Source organism: Streptomyces sp. NBC_00503, from assembly GCF_036346895.1.
Lineage (GTDB): Bacteria > Actinomycetota > Actinomycetes > Streptomycetales > Streptomycetaceae > Streptomyces.
The window spans coordinates 115739-137202 of the sequence record NZ_CP107855.1 but is presented as its reverse complement, the minus strand read 5'-3'; the positions used below and the strand labels follow the sequence as shown (position 1 = coordinate 137202).

The 21464-nt window shown below is 71.5% G+C and carries 23 protein-coding genes and 3 pseudogenes; 13 read left to right on the top strand and 13 right to left on the bottom strand.

Annotated elements, in window-relative coordinates:
* The first annotated feature begins 302 nt into the window (after nucleotides 1-302).
* Nucleotides 303-620 (top strand): DUF6296 family protein, encoded by a 318-nt coding sequence (locus tag OG490_RS00705; RefSeq protein WP_330294300.1) that lies wholly within the window; start codon nucleotides 303-305, stop codon nucleotides 618-620.
* A 40-nt stretch (nucleotides 621-660) separates the two neighbouring features.
* Here the strand turns inward: OG490_RS00705 and OG490_RS00700 are convergent, their stop codons facing one another.
* Nucleotides 661-2382, bottom strand: a complete 1722-nt coding sequence (locus tag OG490_RS00700; protein WP_330294299.1) for a SpoIIE family protein phosphatase — start codon at nucleotides 2380-2382, stop codon at nucleotides 661-663.
* A 367-nt stretch (nucleotides 2383-2749) separates the two neighbouring features.
* On the opposite strand from OG490_RS00700, the gene OG490_RS00695 reads away from it, so the two are divergent.
* Both OG490_RS00695 and OG490_RS00690 read left to right on the top strand, forming a co-directional pair.
* Nucleotides 2750-3118: a PRC-barrel domain-containing protein gene (locus OG490_RS00695; RefSeq protein WP_330294298.1), complete on the top strand. Its 369-nt coding sequence runs from the start codon at nucleotides 2750-2752 to the stop codon at nucleotides 3116-3118.
* Nucleotides 3119-3594: 476 nt separating this feature from the next.
* Complete coding sequence (locus OG490_RS00690; RefSeq protein ID WP_330294297.1) at nucleotides 3595-4080, top strand: ATP-binding protein; 486 nt, start codon at nucleotides 3595-3597, stop codon at nucleotides 4078-4080.
* On the opposite strand, the gene OG490_RS00685 is transcribed toward OG490_RS00690, so the two are convergent.
* Nucleotides 4040-4921, bottom strand: a complete 882-nt coding sequence (locus tag OG490_RS00685) for a YihY/virulence factor BrkB family protein (protein WP_330294296.1) — start codon at nucleotides 4919-4921, stop codon at nucleotides 4040-4042. The two genes, OG490_RS00690 and OG490_RS00685, sit on opposite strands and share 41 nt — an antisense overlap.
* An 86-nt stretch (nucleotides 4922-5007) precedes the next feature.
* Between OG490_RS00685 and OG490_RS00680 the strand changes: the two genes are divergently transcribed.
* A complete protein-coding gene (locus OG490_RS00680; protein WP_330294295.1) occupies nucleotides 5008-5430 on the top strand; it encodes a class III lanthionine synthetase LanKC N-terminal domain-containing protein in 423 nt (140 codons plus the stop codon).
* Here OG490_RS00680 and OG490_RS00675 read toward each other — a convergent pair.
* Complete coding sequence (locus tag OG490_RS00675) at nucleotides 5381-5830, bottom strand: SRPBCC family protein (RefSeq protein WP_330294294.1); 450 nt, start codon at nucleotides 5828-5830, stop codon at nucleotides 5381-5383. The two genes, OG490_RS00680 and OG490_RS00675, sit on opposite strands and share 50 nt — an antisense overlap.
* Nucleotides 5831-6047: 217 nt before the next feature.
* On the opposite strand from OG490_RS00675, the pseudogene OG490_RS00670 reads away from it, so the two are divergent.
* Nucleotides 6048-6888 (top strand): annotated as a pseudogene (locus OG490_RS00670) (mechanosensitive ion channel family protein).
* A gap of 68 nt (nucleotides 6889-6956) precedes the next feature.
* Nucleotides 6957-7382, top strand: a complete 426-nt coding sequence (locus OG490_RS00665; protein ID WP_330294293.1) for a VOC family protein — start codon at nucleotides 6957-6959, stop codon at nucleotides 7380-7382.
* A 93-nt stretch (nucleotides 7383-7475) separates the two neighbouring features.
* On the opposite strand, the gene OG490_RS00660 is transcribed toward OG490_RS00665, so the two are convergent.
* The 4 genes from OG490_RS00660 to OG490_RS00645 all read right to left on the bottom strand — a co-directional run bounded on the left by OG490_RS00660 (nucleotide 7476) and on the right by OG490_RS00645 (nucleotide 10413).
* A complete protein-coding gene (locus OG490_RS00660) occupies nucleotides 7476-7859 on the bottom strand; it encodes an ATP-binding protein (protein ID WP_330294292.1) in 384 nt (127 codons plus the stop codon).
* A gap of 239 nt (nucleotides 7860-8098) precedes the next feature.
* Nucleotides 8099-9055: a sensor histidine kinase gene (locus OG490_RS00655; RefSeq protein ID WP_330294291.1), complete on the bottom strand. Its 957-nt coding sequence runs from the start codon at nucleotides 9053-9055 to the stop codon at nucleotides 8099-8101.
* A complete protein-coding gene (locus OG490_RS00650) occupies nucleotides 9052-9486 on the bottom strand; it encodes an STAS domain-containing protein (RefSeq protein ID WP_330294290.1) in 435 nt (144 codons plus the stop codon). The genes OG490_RS00655 and OG490_RS00650 overlap by 4 nt, the downstream gene beginning before the upstream one ends.
* A 9-nt stretch (nucleotides 9487-9495) precedes the next feature.
* On the bottom strand, nucleotides 9496-10413 hold the full coding sequence (locus OG490_RS00645) for a SigB/SigF/SigG family RNA polymerase sigma factor (protein ID WP_443065726.1): 918 nt from the start codon (nucleotides 10411-10413) through the stop codon (nucleotides 9496-9498).
* 209 nt (nucleotides 10414-10622) lie between these two features.
* On the opposite strand from OG490_RS00645, the gene OG490_RS00640 reads away from it, so the two are divergent.
* Nucleotides 10623-10967 (top strand): STAS domain-containing protein, encoded by a 345-nt coding sequence (locus OG490_RS00640; protein WP_330294289.1) that lies wholly within the window; start codon nucleotides 10623-10625, stop codon nucleotides 10965-10967.
* Between the two features lie 11 nt (nucleotides 10968-10978).
* Here OG490_RS00640 and OG490_RS00635 read toward each other — a convergent pair whose 3' ends face one another.
* Entirely contained in the window at nucleotides 10979-11416 is a 438-nt protein-coding gene (locus tag OG490_RS00635) for an ATP-binding protein (protein ID WP_330294288.1), read from the bottom strand.
* 355 nt (nucleotides 11417-11771) lie between these two features.
* Here OG490_RS00635 and OG490_RS00630 point away from each other — a divergent pair, with 355 nt between their 5' ends.
* Nucleotides 11772-12014: a protealysin inhibitor emfourin gene (locus OG490_RS00630; RefSeq protein ID WP_330294287.1), complete on the top strand. Its 243-nt coding sequence runs from the start codon at nucleotides 11772-11774 to the stop codon at nucleotides 12012-12014.
* Nucleotides 12015-12064: 50 nt separating this feature from the next.
* A pseudogene (locus OG490_RS00625) lies at nucleotides 12065-12218 on the top strand (helix-turn-helix domain-containing protein); the annotation flags it as partial.
* Nucleotides 12219-12230: 12 nt separating this feature from the next.
* Here OG490_RS00625 and OG490_RS00620 read toward each other — a convergent pair.
* A complete protein-coding gene (locus tag OG490_RS00620; RefSeq protein ID WP_330294286.1) occupies nucleotides 12231-12863 on the bottom strand; it encodes a DUF2461 family protein in 633 nt (210 codons plus the stop codon).
* An 85-nt stretch (nucleotides 12864-12948) separates the two neighbouring features.
* Here OG490_RS00620 and OG490_RS00615 point away from each other — a divergent pair.
* Nucleotides 12949-13053: pseudogene (locus tag OG490_RS00615) on the top strand (IS21-like element helper ATPase IstB); the annotation flags it as partial.
* Between the two features lie 65 nt (nucleotides 13054-13118).
* A complete protein-coding gene (locus OG490_RS00610) occupies nucleotides 13119-13271 on the top strand; it encodes a hypothetical protein (RefSeq protein ID WP_330301196.1) in 153 nt (50 codons plus the stop codon).
* On the opposite strand, the gene OG490_RS00605 is transcribed toward OG490_RS00610, so the two are convergent.
* A complete protein-coding gene (locus OG490_RS00605; protein ID WP_330294285.1) occupies nucleotides 13250-15115 on the bottom strand; it encodes an ABC transporter ATP-binding protein in 1866 nt (621 codons plus the stop codon). The genes OG490_RS00610 and OG490_RS00605 overlap by 22 nt on opposite strands.
* 296 nt (nucleotides 15116-15411) lie before the next feature.
* Here OG490_RS00605 and OG490_RS00600 point away from each other — a divergent pair, with 296 nt between their 5' ends.
* Nucleotides 15412-17886: an MFS transporter gene (locus tag OG490_RS00600; RefSeq protein ID WP_330294284.1), complete on the top strand. Its 2475-nt coding sequence runs from the start codon at nucleotides 15412-15414 to the stop codon at nucleotides 17884-17886.
* Nucleotides 17887-18273: 387 nt separating this feature from the next.
* On the opposite strand, the gene OG490_RS00595 is transcribed toward OG490_RS00600, so the two are convergent.
* Nucleotides 18274-18468 carry a hypothetical protein gene (locus tag OG490_RS00595; RefSeq protein ID WP_330294283.1) on the bottom strand — a complete coding sequence of 65 codons (195 nt, stop codon included), beginning with the start codon at nucleotides 18466-18468 and terminating at the stop codon, nucleotides 18274-18276.
* 107 nt (nucleotides 18469-18575) lie between these two features.
* On the opposite strand from OG490_RS00595, the gene OG490_RS00590 reads away from it, so the two are divergent.
* Nucleotides 18576-19154 (top strand): GNAT family N-acetyltransferase, encoded by a 579-nt coding sequence (locus OG490_RS00590; RefSeq protein ID WP_330294282.1) that lies wholly within the window; start codon nucleotides 18576-18578, stop codon nucleotides 19152-19154.
* A gap of 167 nt (nucleotides 19155-19321) precedes the next feature.
* Here OG490_RS00590 and OG490_RS00585 read toward each other — a convergent pair whose 3' ends face one another.
* Nucleotides 19322-20710, bottom strand: a complete 1389-nt coding sequence (locus tag OG490_RS00585; protein ID WP_330294281.1) for a HAMP domain-containing sensor histidine kinase — start codon at nucleotides 20708-20710, stop codon at nucleotides 19322-19324.
* Nucleotides 20707-21432, bottom strand: coding sequence for a response regulator transcription factor (locus OG490_RS00580; protein WP_330294280.1), 726 nt, complete (start codon nucleotides 21430-21432; stop codon nucleotides 20707-20709). The genes OG490_RS00585 and OG490_RS00580 overlap by 4 nt, the downstream gene beginning before the upstream one ends.
* Nucleotides 21433-21464 lie beyond the last annotated feature (32 nt).

The following is a 21464-nucleotide window of genomic DNA, read 5'->3' as shown; positions in this document are numbered from 1 at the left end:
TGCCCGTCCCACGCCGGCCGAAACCGGGGAATCCCGGTGGTTACGGAGAGTGAAGGCGGCGGTGGCCCCGAACGCGAGGTGCGGCCACCGCACGTCAGAGGTCTGCGGCTGGAGGCCCTGGAGGTCTCTTCCACCGGCTCCTGCGGGAAGGTACGCCCCGCCGACTTCCGGCGCCGGGCCTCGGGCGAAGGCGGCATACCGTCGTTCCGCGATCGGCACCATCGGTCCGGCAGGGGGAGGATGAAAGGGAAGGACTCATTGCGACTGTCCCGCGTCGGCACTGGCGCAGAGCGGAGAGAGTGATGGGAGAAGGAGCCGCAGGTGCGCAGCATGACCTCGACGGACCGTCCCGTCCGCCCGCGGATCCAGTAGCGGACGAGCCGGGGGACGGGATACGGCGAGCGTACGAATTGGTGTTCCCCGGCGGAGCCGAGGGCGGCCCGGACGTCGTGCGGGTGACTGTCACACACCGGACGGGGCCGGGAGGCCACCCCGTCTACGAGGACGCCACGGGCATCATCCAGGCGGAGATCAGCGACCGATCGGAAGTGCGCGTCCTGGCCACCGGCGCCGGTCAGGAACCGGCTCACGGGGTCACGGCCCGCCCCTTGGACGGATGATCCACCACTTGGCCGAGGCCGTCCGGTCCGACACCGGTGCTCAGGGCGCGGGGACGCGTACCGCGAACAGGACGGTGTCGTCCTGGGCTTCCCGCGGGCCGATGGTGTCCAGGAGCGAGCGCAGCAGCGCGTGCAGCCGGATCCCCGGCGGGGCCGCCGCGAGCTCTTGGGTGAGCCGTTCGACGTTCTCGTCGATGTCCGCGCCCCGTTCCTCCACCAGCCCGTCGGTGTACAGCAGCAGCGTGCTGCCAGGGGGAAGTGAACGGCTTCCGCAGGTGCGGGGCCGGGGCGGCAGGGCGTGGTGCAGCAGTACGTCGTGCTGGGTGAGGCTTTCGACCGCGCCGTCAGGGGTGAGCAGGAGGGGGGAGGGATGGCCCGCGTTGCTCCACCTCAGCTGCCAGTGACCTTCCGCCTCCGGACGGATGTGGGCGTGGACGGCGGTGCCGCTGGCCGGCAGGTCCAGGCGCCGGCAGGCCCGCTCGAGGGCGCCGAGGGCCTGTTCCGGTCCCTCGCCGGGGTGGTCGTGGTCCGCCTGGCGCAACATGCTGCGGACCTGTCCCATGAGGGCGGCAGCCCTCATGTCGTGTCCGGTGATGTCGCCGACGGTGAGGGCCAGCGCACCCGTGGCGCCGCTGCCCGGCACGCGAGGCAGTGGGTACGCGTCGTACCAGTCACCGCCGACCATGTCGTCCCGTGCGGCGGGCCGGTACAGGGCGGCCAGTTCCAGACCGGGTGCGTCGGGGAGGTCGGTGAGCATGGCCCGCTGGAGCTGGCTGGCTGCGGTGACGCGGTCGTCGAGGTGGAGCGCGCGTTCGACCGCCTGGGCGGTGTAACCGGCGAGCGTGGTCAGCACCGCCCGTTCGTCCAAGTCGATCTCGTGCGGGGTGTCCCACCCCAGGACCAGGGCGCCGAGGACGCCGTGCGTGCCGCGCAGGGGCAAGCAGGCGGCGGTGTGGAGGTTCAGGGCGTCGAATCCCGGGCTCGCCATGGTGCCGCGCACGGTGTCGGACGCTGTGTCGGCGGCCGACTGCGGCCCGGCGACCACGACCATCCGGTTCTCGCGCACGGCTCGGGCGACCGGCCAGGGCGAGCCGAGGGCGAACTGCTCGGGAGCGCTCACGTGGGGCACGTCACCGTCGACGGGACTCAGGACGGGGTGGAGCATCCCCTGCCGGACCAGGAGCAGATCGACGCGGGCGGGCTTGAGGTCCCCGCTGACCAGGTCTCCGACCCGCTGGCGTACGTCGTCCAGGCCACGGGTGTCCGCGAGGTCCTCGGAGGCCTGCAGGAGCAGCTCCGAACGGTTGAGCAGCTCGTGCACCCGGGTGGTCTCCCCCTCGGCCGCGACGGCCGCGTCCTCGGCCGCTTCGCGGGCCTGGCGCCCGATCTCGGAGCGCACCCGCATCCGGGCTTGGGCGCTGCACGCGGCGGCCAGGTCCGACAGGTCCTGTACCTCGTCCTCGCTCCATACCCGGAGGTCGCCGTCCATGACGGCGAGGACGCCGAGGAGCTCGCCGGAACTCCCGACCAGAGGTACGCCTGCGAACGAGAAGGCCGCAGTGCCGTCGCCGGCCCGCGACAGGAACAGTGGTCGCCCGTCCTCCGCGACCCGGCGGCAGCACTCCAGTACTGCCGGGTCGGGTCTCGTTTCGGGCGGCCAGCACTCGGGGAGCACGCCTGCTGCTTCGCCGGCCGGCTCCAGGCATACGAGTCCCAGCGGGACCGCGAGTACGCGGGTGGCGAGCCGGGCGAACCGATTCAAGGGTTTCCTTTTCACCGCGGTTGGGGCGAACCGGGCCGTCTCGGCCCGGCAGGCGGGCCTGCGTGTCTACGGAAGGGGTCTTCTTGGGCTGGGCCCGGGCAGGACCTGTACCGGCGTTTTCAGGTTCCTCATCCTAGGCCTGTGGGCGACCAGCGGATGTACCCGTACAGGCCCGTCCCGGCCGGGCGCGCAAGGCGCGAGACCGTGCCGTCGGTGCGTCCCGGCACTGCGCCGGGCGGATCTCGGACCCGCTGCGCGCACGGGCCCCCGGTGAATGAAGCTCCGACGGTGGGGCAGGCGAGTCCGGGCGGGAGGAACGGGAGGGAAGCCCTCGCCGTCCCCTGCCGATCGAAGGAGTTGTTTCCGAGTGACAGAGCACGTGTGGACGTACAAGTCGACCGCCGGTCACCTGGCCGGTACCGATCTGACCGGCTACAAGGTCGAGGCGACCGACGGCGACATCGGCAAGGTCGACAAGCACTCCTACGAGGTCGGTGACGCCTACCTGGTCGTCGACACAGGAGTGTGGATCTTCGGCAAGGAGGTCCTGCTCCCGGCGAGCACGGTGATCCAGATCGACGTCGACCGGGAGAAGGTCTACGTCGACAGGACCAGGGAACAGATCGAGAACGCCCCGGAGTTCCATAGCGAGAAGCACCTCGGTGACGTCGACTACCGTGCGGAGCTCGGCACGTACTACTCCGTCGGCGGCCCGTTCGGGGGCCGCATTGTCTGACCTCCTGGTACGTGGGAAGGGGCCCGAACTCGTGGAGTTCGGGCCCCTTCCCACGTCGGGCCGCGGTCCAAGGTCGGCACGGCCCCCGCCTCACGGGGGTGACATCAGCGGGGCCCACCAGCGGGCCGGGGGCAGGTCCCGGACCCGTTCGCCGCCGCTCTGCAGCATCGTGCCGAAGGACGGGCCGAACACGGTGAGGAGCGCATGGCCGCTCCAGGTGCTGCTTCCACGTGGGAACCCTCGTGGCCGGGAACCCACCGCGGAGAATCCCGGCCCGGCGTACGGTCCAGGGCACGGACAGTGCAGCGGTTCCGCGGACCGTCCACCCCGATGGCGGCGTCCATGTGTCCGGGCGATCAGGTCGGGCATACGCGGGACCGGGAAGGACGCCCGCCGGACGTCCGGCCAGGGCGGTCGGCGGACGCAGCCGCCCGCCGCGGACGAACACGTGGGCCAACGGTCGAGGTGAGGCGACAGTGAATACGAAGGGAGCGGCCGAGGGCGATCCTCGGCGCGTGCGCGGGCCGGTCATGGGCCAGCGGCGCCGGCTCGCCCTGCGCAGTGTCCGGGGCGCGGTCGGCAAGAGCCGTGACTTCACCCGCCAGACCCTGCGGGACTGGGGGTGGGACGGCCGGGAGGGTGCCGAGGACGCATTGCTCGTAGTCTCCGAGCTGGTGACCAACGCGGCCCTGCACGCGCACGGTTGCGAAGAGCTCGTGCTGACCTCCGGTGAGACCCTGCGCATCGACGTGCTCGACGGAGTGACGGCGCTGCCGCGCCCCGGGGCCGAACGCCGGCCGGGCGTCCCCGGCGGCCACGGCCTGCACCTCGTGGAGCGGCTGTCCGACCGGTGGGGCTGCTACCCCCATGGCACGGGCAAGGTCGTCTGGGCCGAGATCGAGTCCTCCCGGCTGCTGCGGCTCAGGCGCGGGCGCCGGGCCCCCGTGCCCGTTCGGCGTTGAAGCGGGCTCCGGTGAGCAGGGCCAGGTTGGCGAACCAGAGCCAGACCAGGAAGACCACGGTGCCGGTCAGTGAGCCGTAGAGCCGGCCGTAGGTGTCCAGCTCCGTGTACAGGGTGAAGAGCCCCGAGGCGGCCAGCCAGAGCAGGGCTGCCAGTACCCCGCCGGGCAGGCCCCGCCGGGCGCCCCGGCTCTGGTCCGGGCCGGTGCGGAAGAGGATCAGGACCAGGAGGATGACCACCATCAGCAGCAGGGGCCAGCGAAGGAGCGTGATGCCCTCCGCAGCGGCCCCGCCGGCGGCCCGGGCGGCGCGTCGGGCCGGCGGCCCGGACACGACCAGCCCCAGGGCGCCGACGACGAACAGCACCAGCAGTACCGAGGCGTTGACGACCAAGATGTGGGCCGCGCGCAGCGGAGGCCGTGTATCGGGCACCTCGTGCATCGCGTGCAGGGCGCGGCGGAACACCGCCAGGTAGCTGCACGCCGACCACAGTGCACCGAGCACGCCGCTGATCACAACGGCCCACATCGAGGACTGCTCCGCCGCGAGGCCGTCGAGGGCGTCACGCAGTACCCGCGCCGACTGAGGGGGCGGGTAGGAGGTGAGCCCGGTGATCAGCCGGCCCCTCGTCGCCTCGCCGAGCAGTCCCACCAGGGAGACCGAGACGACGAGCGCGGGCAGGAGCGCCAGTACGGCGTAGTAGGTGAGGGCGGCCGCCTGGTCGGCGAGGTTGTCGGTCCAGACACCGACGGCCGTACGCCGCAGCTCGGCGCGGGTGCGTGCCGCGAGGACCACGGCGTGCGGACGGCCTCTGCGTGACGCTCCGCGGGGGATTTCGGTCATGCGGTGCGCGTGCCCGGCAGGGCCCCGTGCATGCGCCCCTGGCCTGGGGTACGCAGCCTTCTGCGACGCGGACCGCTGGTTCTAGGATGCGCCGTACCGGTCCGTACATCCTCAGCGATCTGCGCTGGGGCGCCGGACCGGTCCACCTGCGCTACGGCAGCTTCACCCTGCGGCACTGCTACGACGAGACCGCGGCCGCGCATCCGGCCGCCGTGCCCGCCGAACGATTCCCCGTACCGGGGCAGTTCCTCGACGAGGCCGTCGAGGAGATCCTCTCCGGTGCCCCGCGAGGCACACCCGGCGGCCACTTGCCCGCACCGGCCGGACCGTACCTGCCCGTCGAGCCGCGGGACTGGCCCGCCGCCCGTACCTCGATGAGCGCGGCGGTGCGCGCGAGCGCCACCCCGGACCGCGAGGACCGCCTCGTCCCGGGCGACATCGCCCAGTGGCCCATCGCGGTCAGATCTCGCCGCGCCAGGCGCCCGTGGCGACCCCACGCGACTCGATGAAGAGCTTGAACCGCTTGAGATCACCCGAGACCTGACGCTTGACGAAGCCGAGCTTGTCGGCGGCTGCCTCGGCCAGACCGTCGGGGGCCCAGTTCATGTAGAGGACGATTTTGGTGGTGGTCGCGTCGATCGGCTCGAAGGTGACGAGTCCGGCCTGCCGGGCCTCGCCGTCGACCGTCATCCACGCGACGCGCCGGTCCGGGAGCTGTTCGGTGATCTGCGCGTCGAACTCCCGCTGCACACCGTTCACGTTCGTCACCCAGTGGGTGAGCGTGTCCGTGCGCTGCTCGATGCGCTGGACCCCTTCCATGAAGGCGGGGAACTCCTCGAACTGCGTCCACTGGTTGTAGGCCGTGCGTACGGGGACGTTGACTTCGACGTACTCCTCGACGTGCGACATGTGCACCCCTTCCGTGTGGTCGGGAGCCCCCACCCCGTGGCGCGGGCCCCGTCGGACATCTGCAGGCGCGGCTACCCCCACTGTGGATCCCCATGCGCTGCCCGGGCGGCACGGTCCTGCCGGGACGGACGGCCGTGGTGCCCGCGCCGCGTGTGTCAGCTCCCGCACGTGGGGCAGCCGCGTGGAAGTCCGTGCCGCCTGCATCCGCTGGGGAGACATGAACAGCGTCCTTCTCTTGCCGACCGTGCTGTCGGGCTCGATCCTGCTGACCGTCGCGGCCGGCTGGCTCGGCGACCTGCTGCTGCGCCGAGCCGGTGCACGACATCCCGAAACGCCCCTGTGGAACCTGTTGCGGCGCTGCAGGCCCGCCGCGCGCATCGTCCTGCTCGCCGCGCTGCTCAGGGGCGGCCACCGGTTACCTCGCGTGGGGGCCGGTGCGTGACAACGCGGCCGCTCTCGGCAGGATCCTCGCGCTCGTCCTGATCGGGGCGGGGGCTTGGCTGATCGTGGCGGTGGCCTCCGCCGCCGTCGAGTCGGCGTAAGCCCGCTACGCCACCGGCCCCCGCGACCCGGCCCCCGCGACCCGGCCCGCGTGCGCCGGGTCCGTACCCAAGGTGGTGGAGGACATCACCCTCACCTTTCTCGCCGTGCGCACCTGGGACGAACGCCGGATCACCATGCCCGTCTCCTACTTCACGACGGGCCCCTTCGAGAACTGGTCCCGCGGCGGCGTCCAGATGACCGGTACGGTCTTCTTCCACTGCGACCACGGTGCACCCCTCGGCCTGATGCGGGAGAAGGTCCAGGAGATCCTGCACAGCTGCCGGGAGTGGGACGGCCGCGGCTGGGACCTCGCCGTCACCGAGACGACCCCGTCCGCCATCGTGGTGCGGGCCATCGTCACGGCCAAGGACGCCGACGAGCTGTGGACGCTGCGCTGCGCGGTACGGGAACAGCTCGTCGCCTCGCTCGCGGAGAAGCACCCCGCAGCCCTGCCGCGCGTCCTGCTGGGACCGGCCCCGGGAACGGAAGGCACGGCGCCCGACTTCCGCCGGTGACCCGACTCCCCGACGGGCAGGGTCCGTACGGTGTGCGTACGGACGAACGCGCGGGGTACACGCGGGTCATGACCGTACCCAAGACAAGTGTCCTCGTCCTGGACAGCGCCGAGCCCGAGTCCTTGGCCCGGTTCTACGCCGAACTGCTCGGGGCCGCGTCCGGTCCGGCGACCGGTGACGGGGAGCTGTTCCTCGTCACCGGCGGCTCCGGTGTGGTCCTCGGGGTCCGCCGTGATCCGAACCACTCGCCGCCGAGTTGGCCCGCACCGGAGGACTCCCAGCAGGCCCATCTGCGGATCCTGGTGGCGGCGGACTCCTTCGACGAAGCCGAGCGGGAGGCAGTGGGCCTCGGGGCGCGCCCGTTGTCGGCCGAGGAGGACGGCAGCCGACTGGACAACCGTACGACGCTGCGCAGGTTCAGCGACCCGGCGGGACACGCGTTCGTCCTCGCCGCCGTCCGCGAGGAGCCCCCTGCACATCGCGTCGTGCGGTGAAGCTCTCGGGTACGGCCCGCCTCGCCTACGGGGCGGGTCGTACGAAGAGCGCCGGGCGCACCACCGGAGCGGACCTGCCGGGGCCGTCCCGGGTCAAGGACCGGTCGACCTCCCGGACACCAGCCGGGCGGCCTCGATCTCCGCCCACACGGCCTTCCCGTGAGCGTGGGCGTGCGAGCCCCAGCGATCGGACAGGCGCTCGACGATGTACAAGCCGTGGCCGCCCGGGATACCCCGCTGTGGGGCCGGGTGGGGTTTCGGGAGAGTCGTCGTGCCGTCGTACACCTCGATCCGCAAGGCTTCTCCGGACGTCAGGACGAGCTCGTGGCAGCCGTCGGCGTGCAGGGACGCGTTGGTCAGCAGCTCGGACACGAGGAGCAGGGTGTCCTCGGAGGTCTCGGTCCCGTCCCAGCCCCAGTCCCGTAGGGCCTCACGGGTGAAGTCGCGGCCTTTGGCCACGGCGCCGCGCACTCCCACGAGGGCGAGCCTGCGGCGCTGACCTCTGGCGGGAGGGCCGGCGCTCAGCGGACCACCCGTCTCAGGTCCGATGGGTCCGATGGTCTCCACCGAGATCTCTCACCCCCACGCTTGGCACTGGTCTCTGTTCCCGGGCCCTGCCCGGCCGTCTCGGGGTCGACATCCCGGCCGCCCCGTACGTCCGCCTGCGGCCCGGGGACGCTCGGGCCCGTCCGTGACAGTCTAGGCGACCGCCGCTCTCAGGCCGTTGACATGTGGAGTCGCAGCGTGAAGCCGCTGTCGGTGGCGCGGACCTCGACCAGATCGCAGAGCTGGTGGATCATCCACAGGCCGCGGCCGCCGTTGGTCGATGCGAGGGACGGTCGGCGGCGCCCCGCCAGGGGGTCGGCCAGTCGGCCGCCGTCGTGGATCTCGACGACGACTTCAGCCCGGGCGCCGCCCGTGGTCCACAGACGCAGGGTGCCCTTCCCACCTCCGTGGGTGAGGGAATTGGCCGCCGCCTCGCTGACTGCCAGGACGAGATCGCCGCGCCGATCCGGGGTCAGGGCCGTTCCACGAGCCCACCTGTCGGCTAACTCGCGGACCTCGGCCAGCCCTCCGTGGGTGTACTCGAGCCGGGGCGCGTCGCCGTCGGGTTCGAGTAGGAGGCGATCGCAGTCCGCCGTCACCCTCGACGCGTCGGTGTAGGCGGGGCTCGGCAGGTCCCGGCCTTCTTCGATCAGCGTGGGGTGCGTGCGCCGGGCATCGGCCAGCACCGCGGGCGCCAGTCCTCGTACGTCGTAGGGGCACAGGATGGTCGCGGCCCGGCCGGCGAAGGCCGTGTTGATGAGGGCCTCGTGGCGCGTGGCCTCCAGCAGCTCGGCGGTGGTGCGGCCGGGCCAGATCGGTTCGCCGACGATCCGGGCCGCTCGGCCCGTGTTCCGGTCGGCGAATTCCTGCAAGGCGGCCAGGATGCGTCCGGGATTGCGGCCCAGCTCGGTCATGTCCGTCCAGGTGACCTTCGCCGCGCTCCCGCCGAGGCTCTCGCGCAGGGCGTCCAGGCGGGGTTCCGGCACGGCGACGAGCACCGGCTCGTCCGCGGACAGGGCGCCCCGTACGAAACCCCCCACCCCGGTCACGTACGCGGGGAGGCCCTCGTAGAAGAGGGCGGGGTGGACGAAGGCCCCGGGCCCGGCAGGCGCAGGAACAGTGATCATGCTGCGACCTCCAGCGCGGCGCATTCGTCCGGGAACATCTCCACGACCTTGCGAAGTGAGTATGGCGGGTCGTGGAGCAGCAGGCGTCGCCCTTGCCCGTTGAGTTCGGACGCCGCCTTCAGCAGGGCGGCGACCGCGGCCGGGTCGAGGAACACCACGGCGGAGAGATCGAGGTGGACGACGGGGCCGGGAATCCCGGTCACCACGCCGAGCGCGTCGCGCAGGGCTTGCCGGGAGTCCAGGTCGCAGCTGCCGCTCAGGCGCGCGCCGGGGCGGTCCCGCAGGCGCTGGGAGGTCAGGGCCGTCGCCGGATCCGTTCCCGTGCGCCCCTGCCCGCGCCGCACGCCCGCCTCGGTCTCCGCGCAGTCGTCCTGGCGTGTCTCCGGGCCGACGGGGGACGCGGAGGGGGTGTGCCGGTGAGGGACGGTCATCGTCCGGTCCTACTCAGTGAGCATGCCGGCGCGCAGCCGGGCCAGGGTTCGGGACAGGATGCGCGACACCTGCATCTGCGAGATGCCCAGCTCGGCGCCGATCTCGGCCTGGGTCCTCTCCTGGCCGAAGCGCATCTGCAGGATGATCCGGTCCCGCTCCTCCAACTGCTCCAGCAGGGGAGCGAGGGTGTGGAACTCCTCGAACAGCTCCATGGCGGGGTCGACCTCGCCGAAGCGCTCCGCGAGCGGCCGTGTCGCCGTGGACGCCGCGTCGCCCTCCGCGACGGCGGTGTCGAGCGAACCGCTCGTGTAGCCGTTCGCGGCCACGAGCCCGTCGATGACCTCGTCCTCGGACAACTCCAGTTGGAGGGCCAGCTCCTTGACCGTCGGCGCCCTCCCCAGGACATCGCTCAGGGCCTCCTGGGCCTTGGCGAGCTCCGTGCGCAGCTCCTGCAAGCGTCGCGGTACGTGCACGGCCCAGGTGGTGTCGCGGAAGTACCGCTTGATCTCACCGATGATGTAGGGCAGGGCGAGCGTGGAGAACTCGACCTCCCGTTCCAGGTCGTAGCGGTCGATGGCCTTGATGAGGCCGACCGTTCCCACCTGGATGACGTCGTCCATGTCGAGGCCCCCGCCGAGCACCCGGGCGCGGAAGCGCCGCGCCGCGAACTGCACGAGGGAGACGTTCATCTCGATCAGCGTGTTGCGCGTGTACTGGTACTCGCGCGTCCCCTCCTCCAGGGTGCGCAGCCTCCCGAAGAAGTGCCGCGAAAGCTCCCGGGCGTCGCCCGGCGCCATCTCGCGGGCGTTCTCCACCTGGAACTGGTCCACGTCCTGCGTTGGCGCTTCCACGGTGCCCCGGTCGCAAGCAGGGGCCTGCGCTTCTGTGGAACGAATGGGTCCTGTGACGGTGGCCGAGCGAGACATGGTGGCCGCTCCCTCCCGATTGACTGACGGCTGCCCGAGCGCTTCTGCCCCGGCCTTCCGGTCCTACACACATCGGTGGGCAGTGGTTCGTCCCCCGGGTCGAGCCGTGCGTGCGAAGGACCGCGCCGCACCCGGGGGCTCCGTCGGCCGAGCGGCCGGGCATACTCCCTTGACGACGACGTTGCGGGCGCCGATCCGAGGAGGCGGACATGACCGGAGCAAGGGACGCGTTCCAGCCAGGTGTGGTCGGGGACGCCTACTCGGCGCAGGGCGGGTGGGTGGTGGTGGCCCGCGGGGAGCTGGACCAGGACACGCTGGCCCCTCTGGAGGAGGCCCTCACCACTGCCGCGGGCCGGTACCCGCTGGTGGTCCTGGACGCGAGCTCCATCACCTTCGGGGACTCCTCCTTCCTGAACCTGCTGCTGCGGCTGCACCACCTCACGACGCTGCGCATCGCCGTCCCCGGCGAGCAGTTGCGGCGGCTCTTCGCTTTGACCGGCACCGACACCGTCCTCTCCCTCCACGCGAGCGTCGAGGAGGCCCTGGCGGCGTGAGCGCCCGCCGGTCAGCCGGACCACGGACCGCCCGCGTGCGGGTTCCGTCCACCGGCGGGCCGGAAGCACGCGGTGATCGCCTTGCCGCCGTGGCTCGCGTGCACGTCCAGTGAATCGGCCAGTGCGCTGACGATCCCCAGCCCGCGACCGGAGGTGGCCCCTTCGCCGGCGTCGGGCCCCCGGAGGCGGGGGAGTCGCGGGTCGGCGTCGCAGACGCTCACGTGCAGGCAGGAGCCGTCCCAGGTCAACACCAGATGCGCGGTGCCGACCGCGTGCAAGTGCGCGTTGGTGACGAGCTCGGAGACACAGACCAGAACGTCGTGCGCGGTATCGGCCGCCGAACGGCTCCACGGCAGGGACGCCAGGTGCACGGCGGTCCACTGCCGAGCCGCCCGGACTCCCTCCGCGACCGGAAACGAACGTGCCCAGCCCACTGCCCTGACCGTCATCACCGTCGCCTCGTCCCTGCCGTCGTACGCGCGTCATGGGGCTCGTCTACCCGGAGCCGGCGAGAGCATCCAAGGCCGCCCTGTGGCCGGCTGGGCCTGCTGTTCTCCCGCATCGACGTCACCACGGCCCTTAGCCACGTCGAGCGGGGCGCCGACCTCAGCGGACCTGGGCTCCTCGGCCTGCCGCCCGTCGGCCAGATTCCGGTGAAATCGAGCCGTTCTGGTACCCGGTGGGGATGACCGCCGGATCAGGGGCAGGCGCGTACAGAGCCTCGCGGGGTCGTGTCCGTGTCCTGACAGGGCGGGCGGTGCGCGGCCCGTCGAGGGAGGATCCGGCTTCCGAAGGAGAACGATCATGCTGATCACCGTCAGTCGCTCGGGAGGCTTCACCGGCGTGGACAAGGTGCGGAAGATCGACACGTCCGCCCGGCGGGACGCCGCGGCATGGGAGGACCTCGCGCGACGCGTCCTGCCACCGGTGGCGGACGGCTTCCACTACCGGATCACGGTCGACGACCAGGAACTCGTCCTCGACGAGACGGGCCTGACCGGAGACCAGCGCGAACTCATCCGCGCGGTCCTCGGCGAAGCGGCCTGAACCCGGCACCTGCGCCAGGGCGGGCCCCCCCACCGCAAGGGTCCGCCCCGATGGAGCGACTGCGGCTGGCGCGTTGTGTCGTGGACGACGGCTGGCTCGTGCGGCGAGCCGCGGAGCGTTTCCAGGTCAGCCACACCACCGCGGTCCGCTGGGCCGGCCGCTACCGGCAGCTCGGTATCGCCGGAAATGAGTGACCGTTCAAGCGCCCTCGTGATGTCAGGCGGCGTGCTTCACGTGGCGGACCAGCCACGTGAGCAGGTCGTCCAGGTCGGCGGCGGCCGAGAGGACCTGGTCGGCAGCCTCGGGGGTGTGCAGCCACTCCTCGCAGCCGAGGGGGCGGGCGGCGATCAGAGAGCGGTGGCGCAGCAGGTTCGTACGGGAGTGGTTTGTCGGATAGCCGCGCGGGGGACGTTTCATTACGTCCCCGGAGATGTCGTAGCCCTTCTTCCGCACGTCCTCGACGATGGCGGACAGTTCGCGGCCGCTCCCCTCGGAGGCCACAGCCTTGCGGAACATGTCCACCTGGCCGGGATCGGGGTACCACCAGGCGCCCTGGATCCGCAGGCCGTCCAGGGAGAACCGGAGACCGATCTCGATCTTGCGGCCGAGGCGGATCACGGCGCTCTGGTGCTGCCACCACCAGGAGTCGGTGCGGTAGTGCCAGACGGAGAAGTCCTCGTATCGGGGGTCGGTGTCCGCGACCTCGTTGAGCAAGTCGATCATCGGCTGCCGGACCAGGCGTTCGCGGTCCGCGCGACAGCGCTCGCGGGTCGCGTGGGTCGGTTCGCCCTGGAGCTGCCACAACACGTCCATGGCCTGCTCGGGCCAGCCGGTGAACTGTCTGCGCATCCGGGCAGATTAGCTCACCGTCGTTGCCGTTCCCCCTGTGCCGCAGAGCGGCTCGGTCGCGTGCTGTGGCACGGCGAGCTCCGGCGTCGAAGCCGCTGACGAGAAGCAGTTGTCCAAAACGATCGCCCGCCACGGCCGCGTGGACCTTCTCTGCATCAACGAGCTGGGCCCACTGCCTCTACCTGTTCGACGGAGACATGGAGCAGGTCGCCGAAGTGTTCGAGGAACACCAGACCGGAACCCGGGGCCATCACCATGGCCGGCTACCTCGACGAGGGCGGCGGCCGCTACGACACCCTCTATGCGGGAGTCAACGGCGCCGCCGCCCCGACCGCGAAGCCCACCGCCGTCCTCACCATCGCCAACGGCCTCGCCCTGATCGCCGCCTACTTCCAGGAATCCCCCTGACGCGGTGAGGGGGGTGCGGGGCTCTCGTCGAGGAATCCGCCCGACTGGTGCTGCCACAGCTTCGCGTACGTGCCCTCGCAGGCCAGCAGCTCGTGGTGCGTGCCCTGTTCGACGATGCGGCCGCGGTCGAGGACGATGAGCCGGTCCATGTGGGCCACCGTGCTCAGCCGGTGCGCGACCACGAGGGCGGTCCGCCCCTCCATGAGACGCCACAGCGCCTCCTGTACGAGGACCTCGCTCTCGGAGTCCAGGGCGCTGGTCGCCTCGTCCAGCAGCAGGATCGGCGCGTCGCGCAGGATCGCCCGGGCCAGCGCGACCCGCTGGCGCTGGCCGCCCGACAGCTTGACCCCGCGCTCGCCGACCATCGTGTCGAGGCCGTCGGGCAGTGCGTCGGCGAACTCCGTGACGTGCGCCGCCTGGGCCGCGCGCCGGATCTCGGCCTCGGTGGCACCGGGCCGGGCGAACGCGATGTTCTCCCGCAGGGTGCGGTGGAACATCGCCGGGTCCTGCGGGACGTACGCCATCAGGTCGCGCAGATCGCGCTGGCGCAGCCTGCTGATGTCCCGGCCCCCGATCAGGATCCGGCCCGCGTCGATGTCCGTCATCCGCAGCAGCAGTCGGGTGAGTGTGGTCTTGCCGCCACCGGAGCGGCCCACCAGCCCGATCTTCGCCCCGCTGGGCACGTCCAGGTCGAGCCCTTCGAACAGCGGCTGCGCGCCCGCGTGGGCGAAGCCCACCTTCTCGAAGCGCACCTCGCCGACCCGGTCCGGCTCCGGCACCGGCTCGGGGGAGTGTGGGTCGAGTACGGTCGCCGGCGTCAGCAGCAGCTGCGTGAACTGCGCGGCCTCCGTCATCGAGCTCTCCAGGCGGCGGTAGATCTGGTTGAACTCGAACATGATCCGGGTGGCGTTGGAGAAGTACGTGAACGCGACCACGACCGCCTCCACCCCGTGCCCGCTTCCGCCCGCACCCCCGTCCCCGCCGCTCCCGGCGATCGTGACGGCGATCAGCAGGCCCAGCGCGTTGGTCACGACGGACATCGGTGCGACGAGGGTGTCGATGCGCAGGTTGCCGTAGTCCCAGGACCGCAGCGTGAGCGCGCGCGACTGCGCGACCCGGGACCGGTGCTCGGCCGCCTCGCGCTCCTCCGCGGCGAACGCGCGGACCGTGTCCATGTTCATCAGACTGTCGGAGACGTGCCCCGACACCCGGGCGATCGCCTCCTCGCGTCGGGCGACGAGCGCCTGGCGGCGCCGGATGAGGGGCAGTACGCAGCCCCCCGTCACCGCGATCATCGCCAGGAGTGCCACGACGAGCAGCGGCTCGTAGCGCCAGAGCACCACCGAACCGAACAGCAGCGGTACGAACCGGCCCACGACCGAGAAGGTCAGCGCGTCGACGAACTCCTCGAAGCGGGAGGCGAAGCTCAGCACCCGCTTGGTGAGCGACCCGGCGAAGTTGTCGTGGAAGAACGCGGCGTCCTTTGCGAACAGCTCGTCCATGCCGACGATGTACAGCCGCTCGATGCCGAGGGCGTCGAGCCGGTTCAGACAGTGCAGGCCGAGGCGCCACGCCGCTTCCGAGAGCAGCAGGACACCGGCGAAGCCCAGGACGTACGGGAGGCAGGCGCCGAGGCCGAGCCCGGCGCCGCCCGCGATGCGCCCGACCAATTTCGCGACGACCAGCGGGGCGATGTAGCTGATGCCGATGTTGCCGAGGGCGGGCATCAGCATGGCGGGCGCCGTCAGCCACCGCAGCCGCGCCAACTCCCGCCCGTAGTAACGCAGTGCGAGGACCACCGGCCCCCTGCCTGGCGGACCCCCTCGAGCTGGAGACGCTTCCATGACCACCCTACGTATTCACTCGGTTACGGATATCGCAGTCTCCCGCGACGCCGACCGCGCCGTCCAAGCGTTTTCCGTGAGCGGGCCGCCTCGGCGCAGCACGGTCACGGTCCGGGCCCTCACCGTTTCGGGTGGTTCTCCGCACCGGCGGATTGTTCACGGCACCCTCTCCGACCGGCTCGTATGCCCGTCGGGCACGCCCGGGACGTCAATCCGCGCGTTTGCTCCTGCTGTTGCCGAATGCGAGAAAAGGGCGGCGCAGGCACGATTGCCTGAGGCAACGAGGGGAGCAGTACGTGGGCGGTATCACTCTGGTGACGGACGAGCAGGCCGCCCCGCGGCCAGCTCCGGTCCGCTTCGAGAAGAGGAGCAGTCCCGAGCCGGGAGGCCGGGACCTCGCGAGCGGGCCGCCGTCCTCCGCCGAAGTGGTTCCGCCCGAGGAGTCCAGCCCGCGCCGGGTCCGGCTGGTGTTCTTCGGGCTGATGCTGGCGCTGCTGCTCGCCGCGCTGGAACAGATGATCGTCGCCACGGCGCTGCCGAAGATCGTCGGGGAACTCCAGGGTCTGGAGCGGATGTCGTGGGCCATCACGGCCTATCTGCTCACCTCCACCATCGGGCTGCCGCTCTACGGCAAGCTCGGCGACCTCTTCGGCCGCAAGAGCGTCTTCCAGTTCGCCATCGTGGTCTTCATCATCGGCTCCGCGCTGGCCGGCTGGTCGCGCACCATGAACGAGCTCATCGCCTTCCGCGCGGTTCAGGGCATCGGCGCCGGCGGGCTCATGATCGGTGTGCAGGCGATCATCGCGGACATCGTGCCGCCCCGGCAGCGCGGCCGCTTCATGGGGCTGATCGGCGCAGCCTTCGGCCTCGCGTCGGTCGCCGGACCGCTGCTCGGCGGATTCTTCACCGACCACGCATCGTGGCGCTGGTGCTTCTACATCAACGTCCCGTTCGGGCTGATCACCATGGCCGTCATCGCCGTCGTGCTGAAGCTCCCCAAGCCCGCGGTCCGGCCCCGGCTCGACGTGATCGGCGCCGTCCTCCTTGCCGCGGCCTCGACCTGCCTGGTGCTGCTGACCAGTTGGGGCGGCACCGAGTACGCGTGGGACTCGCGGATGATCCTGGGGCTCGCCGTCGGCGCTGCCGGAACGTCCCTGCTCTTCGTGGTCGCCGAGCACCACGCGGCCGAGCCGATCATTCCGCTGCGGCTGTTCCGAGACCCGGTCTTCACGGTCACCGCTCTGGTCGGGGCTGTCGTCGGCATCGCGCTGTTCGGCGCCGCCAGTTATCTGCCGACCTACCTCCAGATGGTCGAGGGTGCCACCGCCACCGAGTCCGGGCTGCTCATGCTGCCGATGATGGGCGGGGTCGTCGTCGCCTCCATCGTCTCCGGCCAGCTGATCAGCAGGACCGGCCGATACAAGGTCTACCCGGTTCTCGGCGGGGCGCTGTCCACCCTGGGCATGTGGCTGCTGTCCCGGCTGGAGACCAGCACCACCCAGCTCACGTACAGCCTGTGGATGGCCGTCCTCGGCGTAGGCATCGGGCTCGTGCTGCCGGTGCTGGTCCTCGCCGTGCAGAACTCGGTGCGGCCCACCGACCTCGGCACCGCCACCAGCGCCAACAACTACTTCCGGCAGATGGGCGGCAGCATCGGCGCCGCCGTCTTCGGCACGGTCTTCGCCGGCCGGCTGGCCGACGCCTTTGCCGACAGGCTGCCCGCCGGCATCGGGCTCCCGGACCCTTCCGCCATTACCCCGCAGCTGGTGCACTCCCTGCCGCCGACCGTGAGGGACGCGTACATCGCGGCCTACGCCGAGGCGATGCCGCGGATCTTCCTCTACCTCGTGCCCGTGCTCGTCCTCGGCCTGCTCATCGCCTGCTTCCTCAAGGAGAAACCGCTGGTGTCCCACAACGCCCCCGCAGCCGATTCACTGGTCTCCGAGGCCCTCCCGCAGCCGCTCCCCGGCGAGGTCCCCGCCGCACGGACCTCAACCGATGCCTCTCAGCCGGGCGGACTCCCGGTCTGCGGATCCGTTCGGCACCCCGACGGCAGCACGGTCCCCGGCGCCGCCCTGACCCTGATCGACGTGAGCGGCCATCAAGTCGGCCGGGGCGCCAGCGGAGCCGACGGACGCTATGCCCTGAGCGTGCGCGGCCCCGGTTCGTACGTTCTGATCGCGGCGGCCGGCGGCCATCAGCCGCAGGCCGTCAGCGTGACCGTGGGCGAACGGCCGGTCGAGCTCGACGTGGTGCTCGGCGGCGCCGGACGGCTGGCCGGTGCCGTCGTCACGGCCGACGGCACCCCGGTCCGCGACGCGGCCGTCACCCTCACCGACGTCCGGGGCGAGGTGGTCTCCTCCACCCGCACCGACCGGGAGGGCATGTACGTCATCTCGGAGCTGGTGGCGGGGGAGTACACCCTGGCCGCGAGCGCCCCGGCGTTCAGGCCGGCCGCACTGCCGGTGAGCGTGCAGGCCTCCCGCGAGACCCGCCAGGACGTGGAGCTCGCAGGCGGTGCGGTCCTGCGCGGCACGGTGCGCGCCAGCGCGGGGAGGCCGGTCGAGGACGCCAGGGTCACTCTGCTCGACGCGGCCGGCAACGTGGTGGACACCCTGACCACCGGTTCGGACGGGACCTTCCGGTTCATCGACCTGCCGTCGGGCGAGTACACGGTCATCGGGGCAGGCTATCCGCCGGTGGCCACGGTCCTGCGGGTCGCGGGCGGCGGACGCACCGAGCGGGACGTACGGCTCGGGCACGCAGACTGACGAACGGTCACGAAAATGGCCGGGCTGCCCCCGCAGGGGCAGCCCGGCCATTTTCGTCGTGGGGTCTCAGCACGCGGGGCACGGGTGCGTGGTAGGCCGCCGTGCCAGGCGTGTCACGTCGACAGCGGTGTACGGGTGGTCGACGCGGCGGCGTCCGCGGTCTTGTCGCGGTCCTGCCAGCCGGTGCCCTGCTGGGCCTCGCCCGCTGGGGATACACCTCAGCAGTTCAGCCACGGTCTCGATCACTGTCACGCTCCGCAACCACCGGTCTCGCCCGGAGCGCACGATGCCAGCTGGGAGGACGAGCTCGAACGCATGACCCGAGACGTGTCCAGGGCGGCTAATGACGAGCCGCGCCCTGGAGCTTGGGGATAGCCGGGCTTCCACTCACCACTCCGGGTAGGCGGCGGCTCCCGTGCGCCGGGCCCGCACGTTGGCTGTCAGCCTGTCGAACGCCTCCGGCGCCAGGACCTCCTCCCGCTCCTCGACTGTGTGGACGGCGACCTCGGTGTGCTCCCCGAAGTCCAGGACGATGTTCTCGATCTGCTCCCCCGTGAGGGAAGCGCCGGCCGATCCGAGCACCCGGGTGCCCTCGTACCCGCCGACGTGACTCGCTGGAAGGAAGCGGCGCGAGCGCACGGGGCATAACTGATCGACGCCCTTGGGCGAGATGGCGTTAACTGGCCGGCATGCCAGAACTGCGTACCGATCGTCTCCTGCTCCGCCGATGGCGGGAGTCCGACCTCGAGCCGTGGGCGGCCATGAACGCCGATCCCGAAGTCCGAGAACACCTGGGGGAGCTGCTGACGCGGGAGCAGAGCGATGCTGTGGTGGCACTCATGCAGGCCGAGTTCGATGAGCGAGGTTTCGGGTGGTGGGCACTCGAAGCCAGGGAGACGGGTGAGTTCATCGGCCGCGTCGGCTTGGACGAGGTGGACGAGGACATGCCGTACGCGGGAGTGGATATCGGGTGGCGGTTGACGCGTTCGGCGTGGGGGCACGGTTACGCCACTGAGGCAGCCCTGGCCTGCTTGGCCTTCGGCTTCGAGGCTCTCCGACTGCCGGAGGTCCTTGCGTCGACGACCGTGAACAACCTTCGTTCCCAGGCAGTGATGCGCCGGATCGGCATGACCCGCGACCCGGCCGACGATTTCGAGGATCCGAGCGTGCCCGAAGGGCCGCTTCGGCAGTGTGTGCTGTACCGGACGACCACCTGCAAGGTGCCCACGGGCTTCACCACGCGGCGGGACACGACCCCGGCGGGCTGAGCAGGTCCGAGTTCGATTCGGCGCTTCCGCTGGAGAGCACGGCCATGGTCCCCAAGGGAACACCCAGTACCGCGTCAGGCAGCGTTCGCCCCGTCGGAGACAGTCCCGCTGGTGTGGTGGTTCCGTGCTGACACTGGGCCTCGCGGGCCCCAAGGGGCAGGACGGGCCTACCGTCTGCGGCGCCGGGAGATGCGGGAGCGGTGTCCGGACGGAGCCGGCGGGGCCAGGGCGAACGTCACCGTGATGTGCGCCCCTCCGAGCGGCCCGCGGGTGATGCGCATCGTGCCGCCCGTCGCGCTCGCGGCCCGCTGCGCGATGTCGAGGCCCAGCCCCGTGGAACCGGTGCTGCTTCCGCGGGACAGGGCCCGGTCCGGTTCCGGGATGCCAGGTCCACCGTCCTCCACCACCAGCTCCACTGCCTGGGCGGTGCGGACGACGCGGACGCCGAAGGGTGTCCCGGCGGGGGTGTGGCGGAAGACGTTGCCGATGAGCGCGTCCACCACGGCGGCGACGTCGTCGTCGGAGAGGCCGACGGCCGTCGGCTCCTGTGTGAGGTCGAGGCAGCAGGAACGGTTCTGCTGTCCCGCCAGGACCGTCCAGAAGGCGGTCCGGCGGCGGACGACTTCGGCCGCCTCGCAGCGCGGGCCGGATGACCCCGCCCCGCCGGCGGGCCGGCCCGCGGCCGGTTCCGTACCGAGCATGCCCTGGCCCATGGGGCCCACCGCGAGCGGGGTGCGCGCCGCAGCGATGATGGCCTGGAGCTCCGCCTCCAGCTCGCCGACCGCTGCCTCGACCCTGGCCGACTCCGGCGTGCCGGCCATCCGCTCCGACGCCAGGTGCAGGGCGGTCAGCGGAGTGCGCAGCCGGTGGGAGAGGTCGGCGACGAGTTCGCGTTCGACGGCGAGCAGCTCGTTCATCCGATGGGCCATCGCATTGAACGCGACGCCCGCGTCCCGCAGTTCCGTGGGGCCCATGGGATCCACCCGGGTGTCCAGGTCGCCCTCGCCGAGCGCGCGGGACGCCTGCGCGAGCCGCTTCGAGGAGCGGACGACCTTCGATCCGAGCCGGTCGGCGACCAGGACGGAGCCTGCGATCAGTCCTACGGCGAGGAAGACCATCACCGCCCACGACTCCTTCACCCCGCGGGTGAGTTCCGCCTGGGGCACGAAGTTCTCGATGACGGCGACCTCGTCGCCGGGCAGCACCACCGGCTGCAGACAGATCCAGCCGTCCGGGATCTCCTGCGAGATCGACTCGCGCCCCCGCTGCGCCCGTTCGAGCAGGGCCGCGGGGGCCTTGGAACTGCCCAGGGCCCCCGAGCCCGGCAGATGGACGACCAGGTGGTCGGCCGCGTCCAGGCTCGCCGCGGACTCCCGCAGGGCGTCGGGATCCGAGGTGAGGGTGAGGACCGGTGCCAGGGCGGCGGCGCGCTGCTCGGCGGCGGTGACGCCCTGCTCCTTGACCAGGGACATCACCAGGGCGGCCAGCGGTATGAGGAAGGAGAGGGCGACCATGGAGGTAACGGCGAGCGCCACTCCGGCGAGTGAGCGTCTCAACGCGGTGCCACCAGCTTGATGCCGACGCCGCGGACGGTCAGCAGGTAGCGCGGGGCCGCGGCGCGTTCGCCGAGCTTGCGGCGCAGGGACGACAGGTGCACGTCGACCGTCTGGTCGTCCACGTACGGCTCGCGCCAGACCTCGGTCAGCAGGCGCCGTTTGGAGACGACCTGGCCGGTGTGATGGGCGAGGAACGCCAGCAGGTCGAACTCCCTTCGTGTGAGGCGTAGCTCCTGCCCCGCCAGGTGGGCGGTGCGTGCGCCAGGGTCCACCGCTAGTTCGCCCACGGTGGTGGGGCGCAGCGGCTCGGCGGTCGGATCCACCGCTGCCCCGCTCGCTACGGCGCCGCCGGGATGCGCGCTGCTGGTGCGCCGCAGGACGGCGGAGAGGCGGGCCAGGAGCTGTCCCCCGGAGAAGGGTTTGACCAGGTAGTCGTCGGCGCCCGCGTTCAGGAGGTTGATGATCTCCGCCTCGTCGTCGCGGGCGGTGGCCACCAGCACGGGTACGGAGGAGATGCCGCGGATCATGCGCAGGGCGTCGGTTCCATCGAGATCGGGCAGTCCCAGGTCGAGGACCACCGCGTCGACGGGCGACTGGGTGACCTCGCGCAACGCGCCGAATCCGTCGGCCGCGCTGCGTACGGCGTACCCCTGCTCCGTCAGGACCTCGATGAGTGACTGTCGGATGCTGGGGTCGTCTTCCACGACCAGGACGCTCGGCATGCGGACACCTTAGGGGCTCGGTCGGCCGGGGA

Coding starts and splice junctions, on each gene's coding strand:
- OG490_RS00705 (WP_330294300.1), top strand. CDS start 303: ATGGGAGAAGGAGCCGCAGGTGCGCAGCATGACCTCGACGGACCGTCC.
- OG490_RS00685 (WP_330294296.1), bottom strand. CDS start 4,921: ATGACCGAAATCCCCCGCGGAGCGTCACGCAGAGGCCGTCCGCACGCC.
- OG490_RS00680 (WP_330294295.1), top strand. CDS start 5,008: ATGCGCCGTACCGGTCCGTACATCCTCAGCGATCTGCGCTGGGGCGCC.
- OG490_RS00675 (WP_330294294.1), bottom strand. CDS start 5,830: ATGTCGCACGTCGAGGAGTACGTCGAAGTCAACGTCCCCGTACGCACG.
- OG490_RS00665 (WP_330294293.1), top strand. CDS start 6,957: ATGACCGTACCCAAGACAAGTGTCCTCGTCCTGGACAGCGCCGAGCCC.
- OG490_RS00655 (WP_330294291.1), bottom strand. CDS start 9,055: ATGATCACTGTTCCTGCGCCTGCCGGGCCCGGGGCCTTCGTCCACCCC.
- OG490_RS00650 (WP_330294290.1), bottom strand. CDS start 9,486: ATGACCGTCCCTCACCGGCACACCCCCTCCGCGTCCCCCGTCGGCCCG.
- OG490_RS00645 (WP_443065726.1), bottom strand. CDS start 10,413: ATGTCTCGCTCGGCCACCGTCACAGGACCCATTCGTTCCACAGAAGCG.
- OG490_RS00640 (WP_330294289.1), top strand. CDS start 10,623: ATGACCGGAGCAAGGGACGCGTTCCAGCCAGGTGTGGTCGGGGACGCC.
- OG490_RS00635 (WP_330294288.1), bottom strand. CDS start 11,416: ATGACGGTCAGGGCAGTGGGCTGGGCACGTTCGTTTCCGGTCGCGGAG.
- OG490_RS00630 (WP_330294287.1), top strand. CDS start 11,772: ATGCTGATCACCGTCAGTCGCTCGGGAGGCTTCACCGGCGTGGACAAG.
- OG490_RS00620 (WP_330294286.1), bottom strand. CDS start 12,863: ATGCGCAGACAGTTCACCGGCTGGCCCGAGCAGGCCATGGACGTGTTG.
- OG490_RS00610 (WP_330301196.1), top strand. CDS start 13,119: ATGGCCGGCTACCTCGACGAGGGCGGCGGCCGCTACGACACCCTCTAT.
- OG490_RS00605 (WP_330294285.1), bottom strand. CDS start 15,115: ATGGAAGCGTCTCCAGCTCGAGGGGGTCCGCCAGGCAGGGGGCCGGTG.
- OG490_RS00590 (WP_330294282.1), top strand. CDS start 18,576: ATGCCAGAACTGCGTACCGATCGTCTCCTGCTCCGCCGATGGCGGGAG.
- OG490_RS00580 (WP_330294280.1), bottom strand. CDS start 21,432: ATGCCGAGCGTCCTGGTCGTGGAAGACGACCCCAGCATCCGACAGTCA.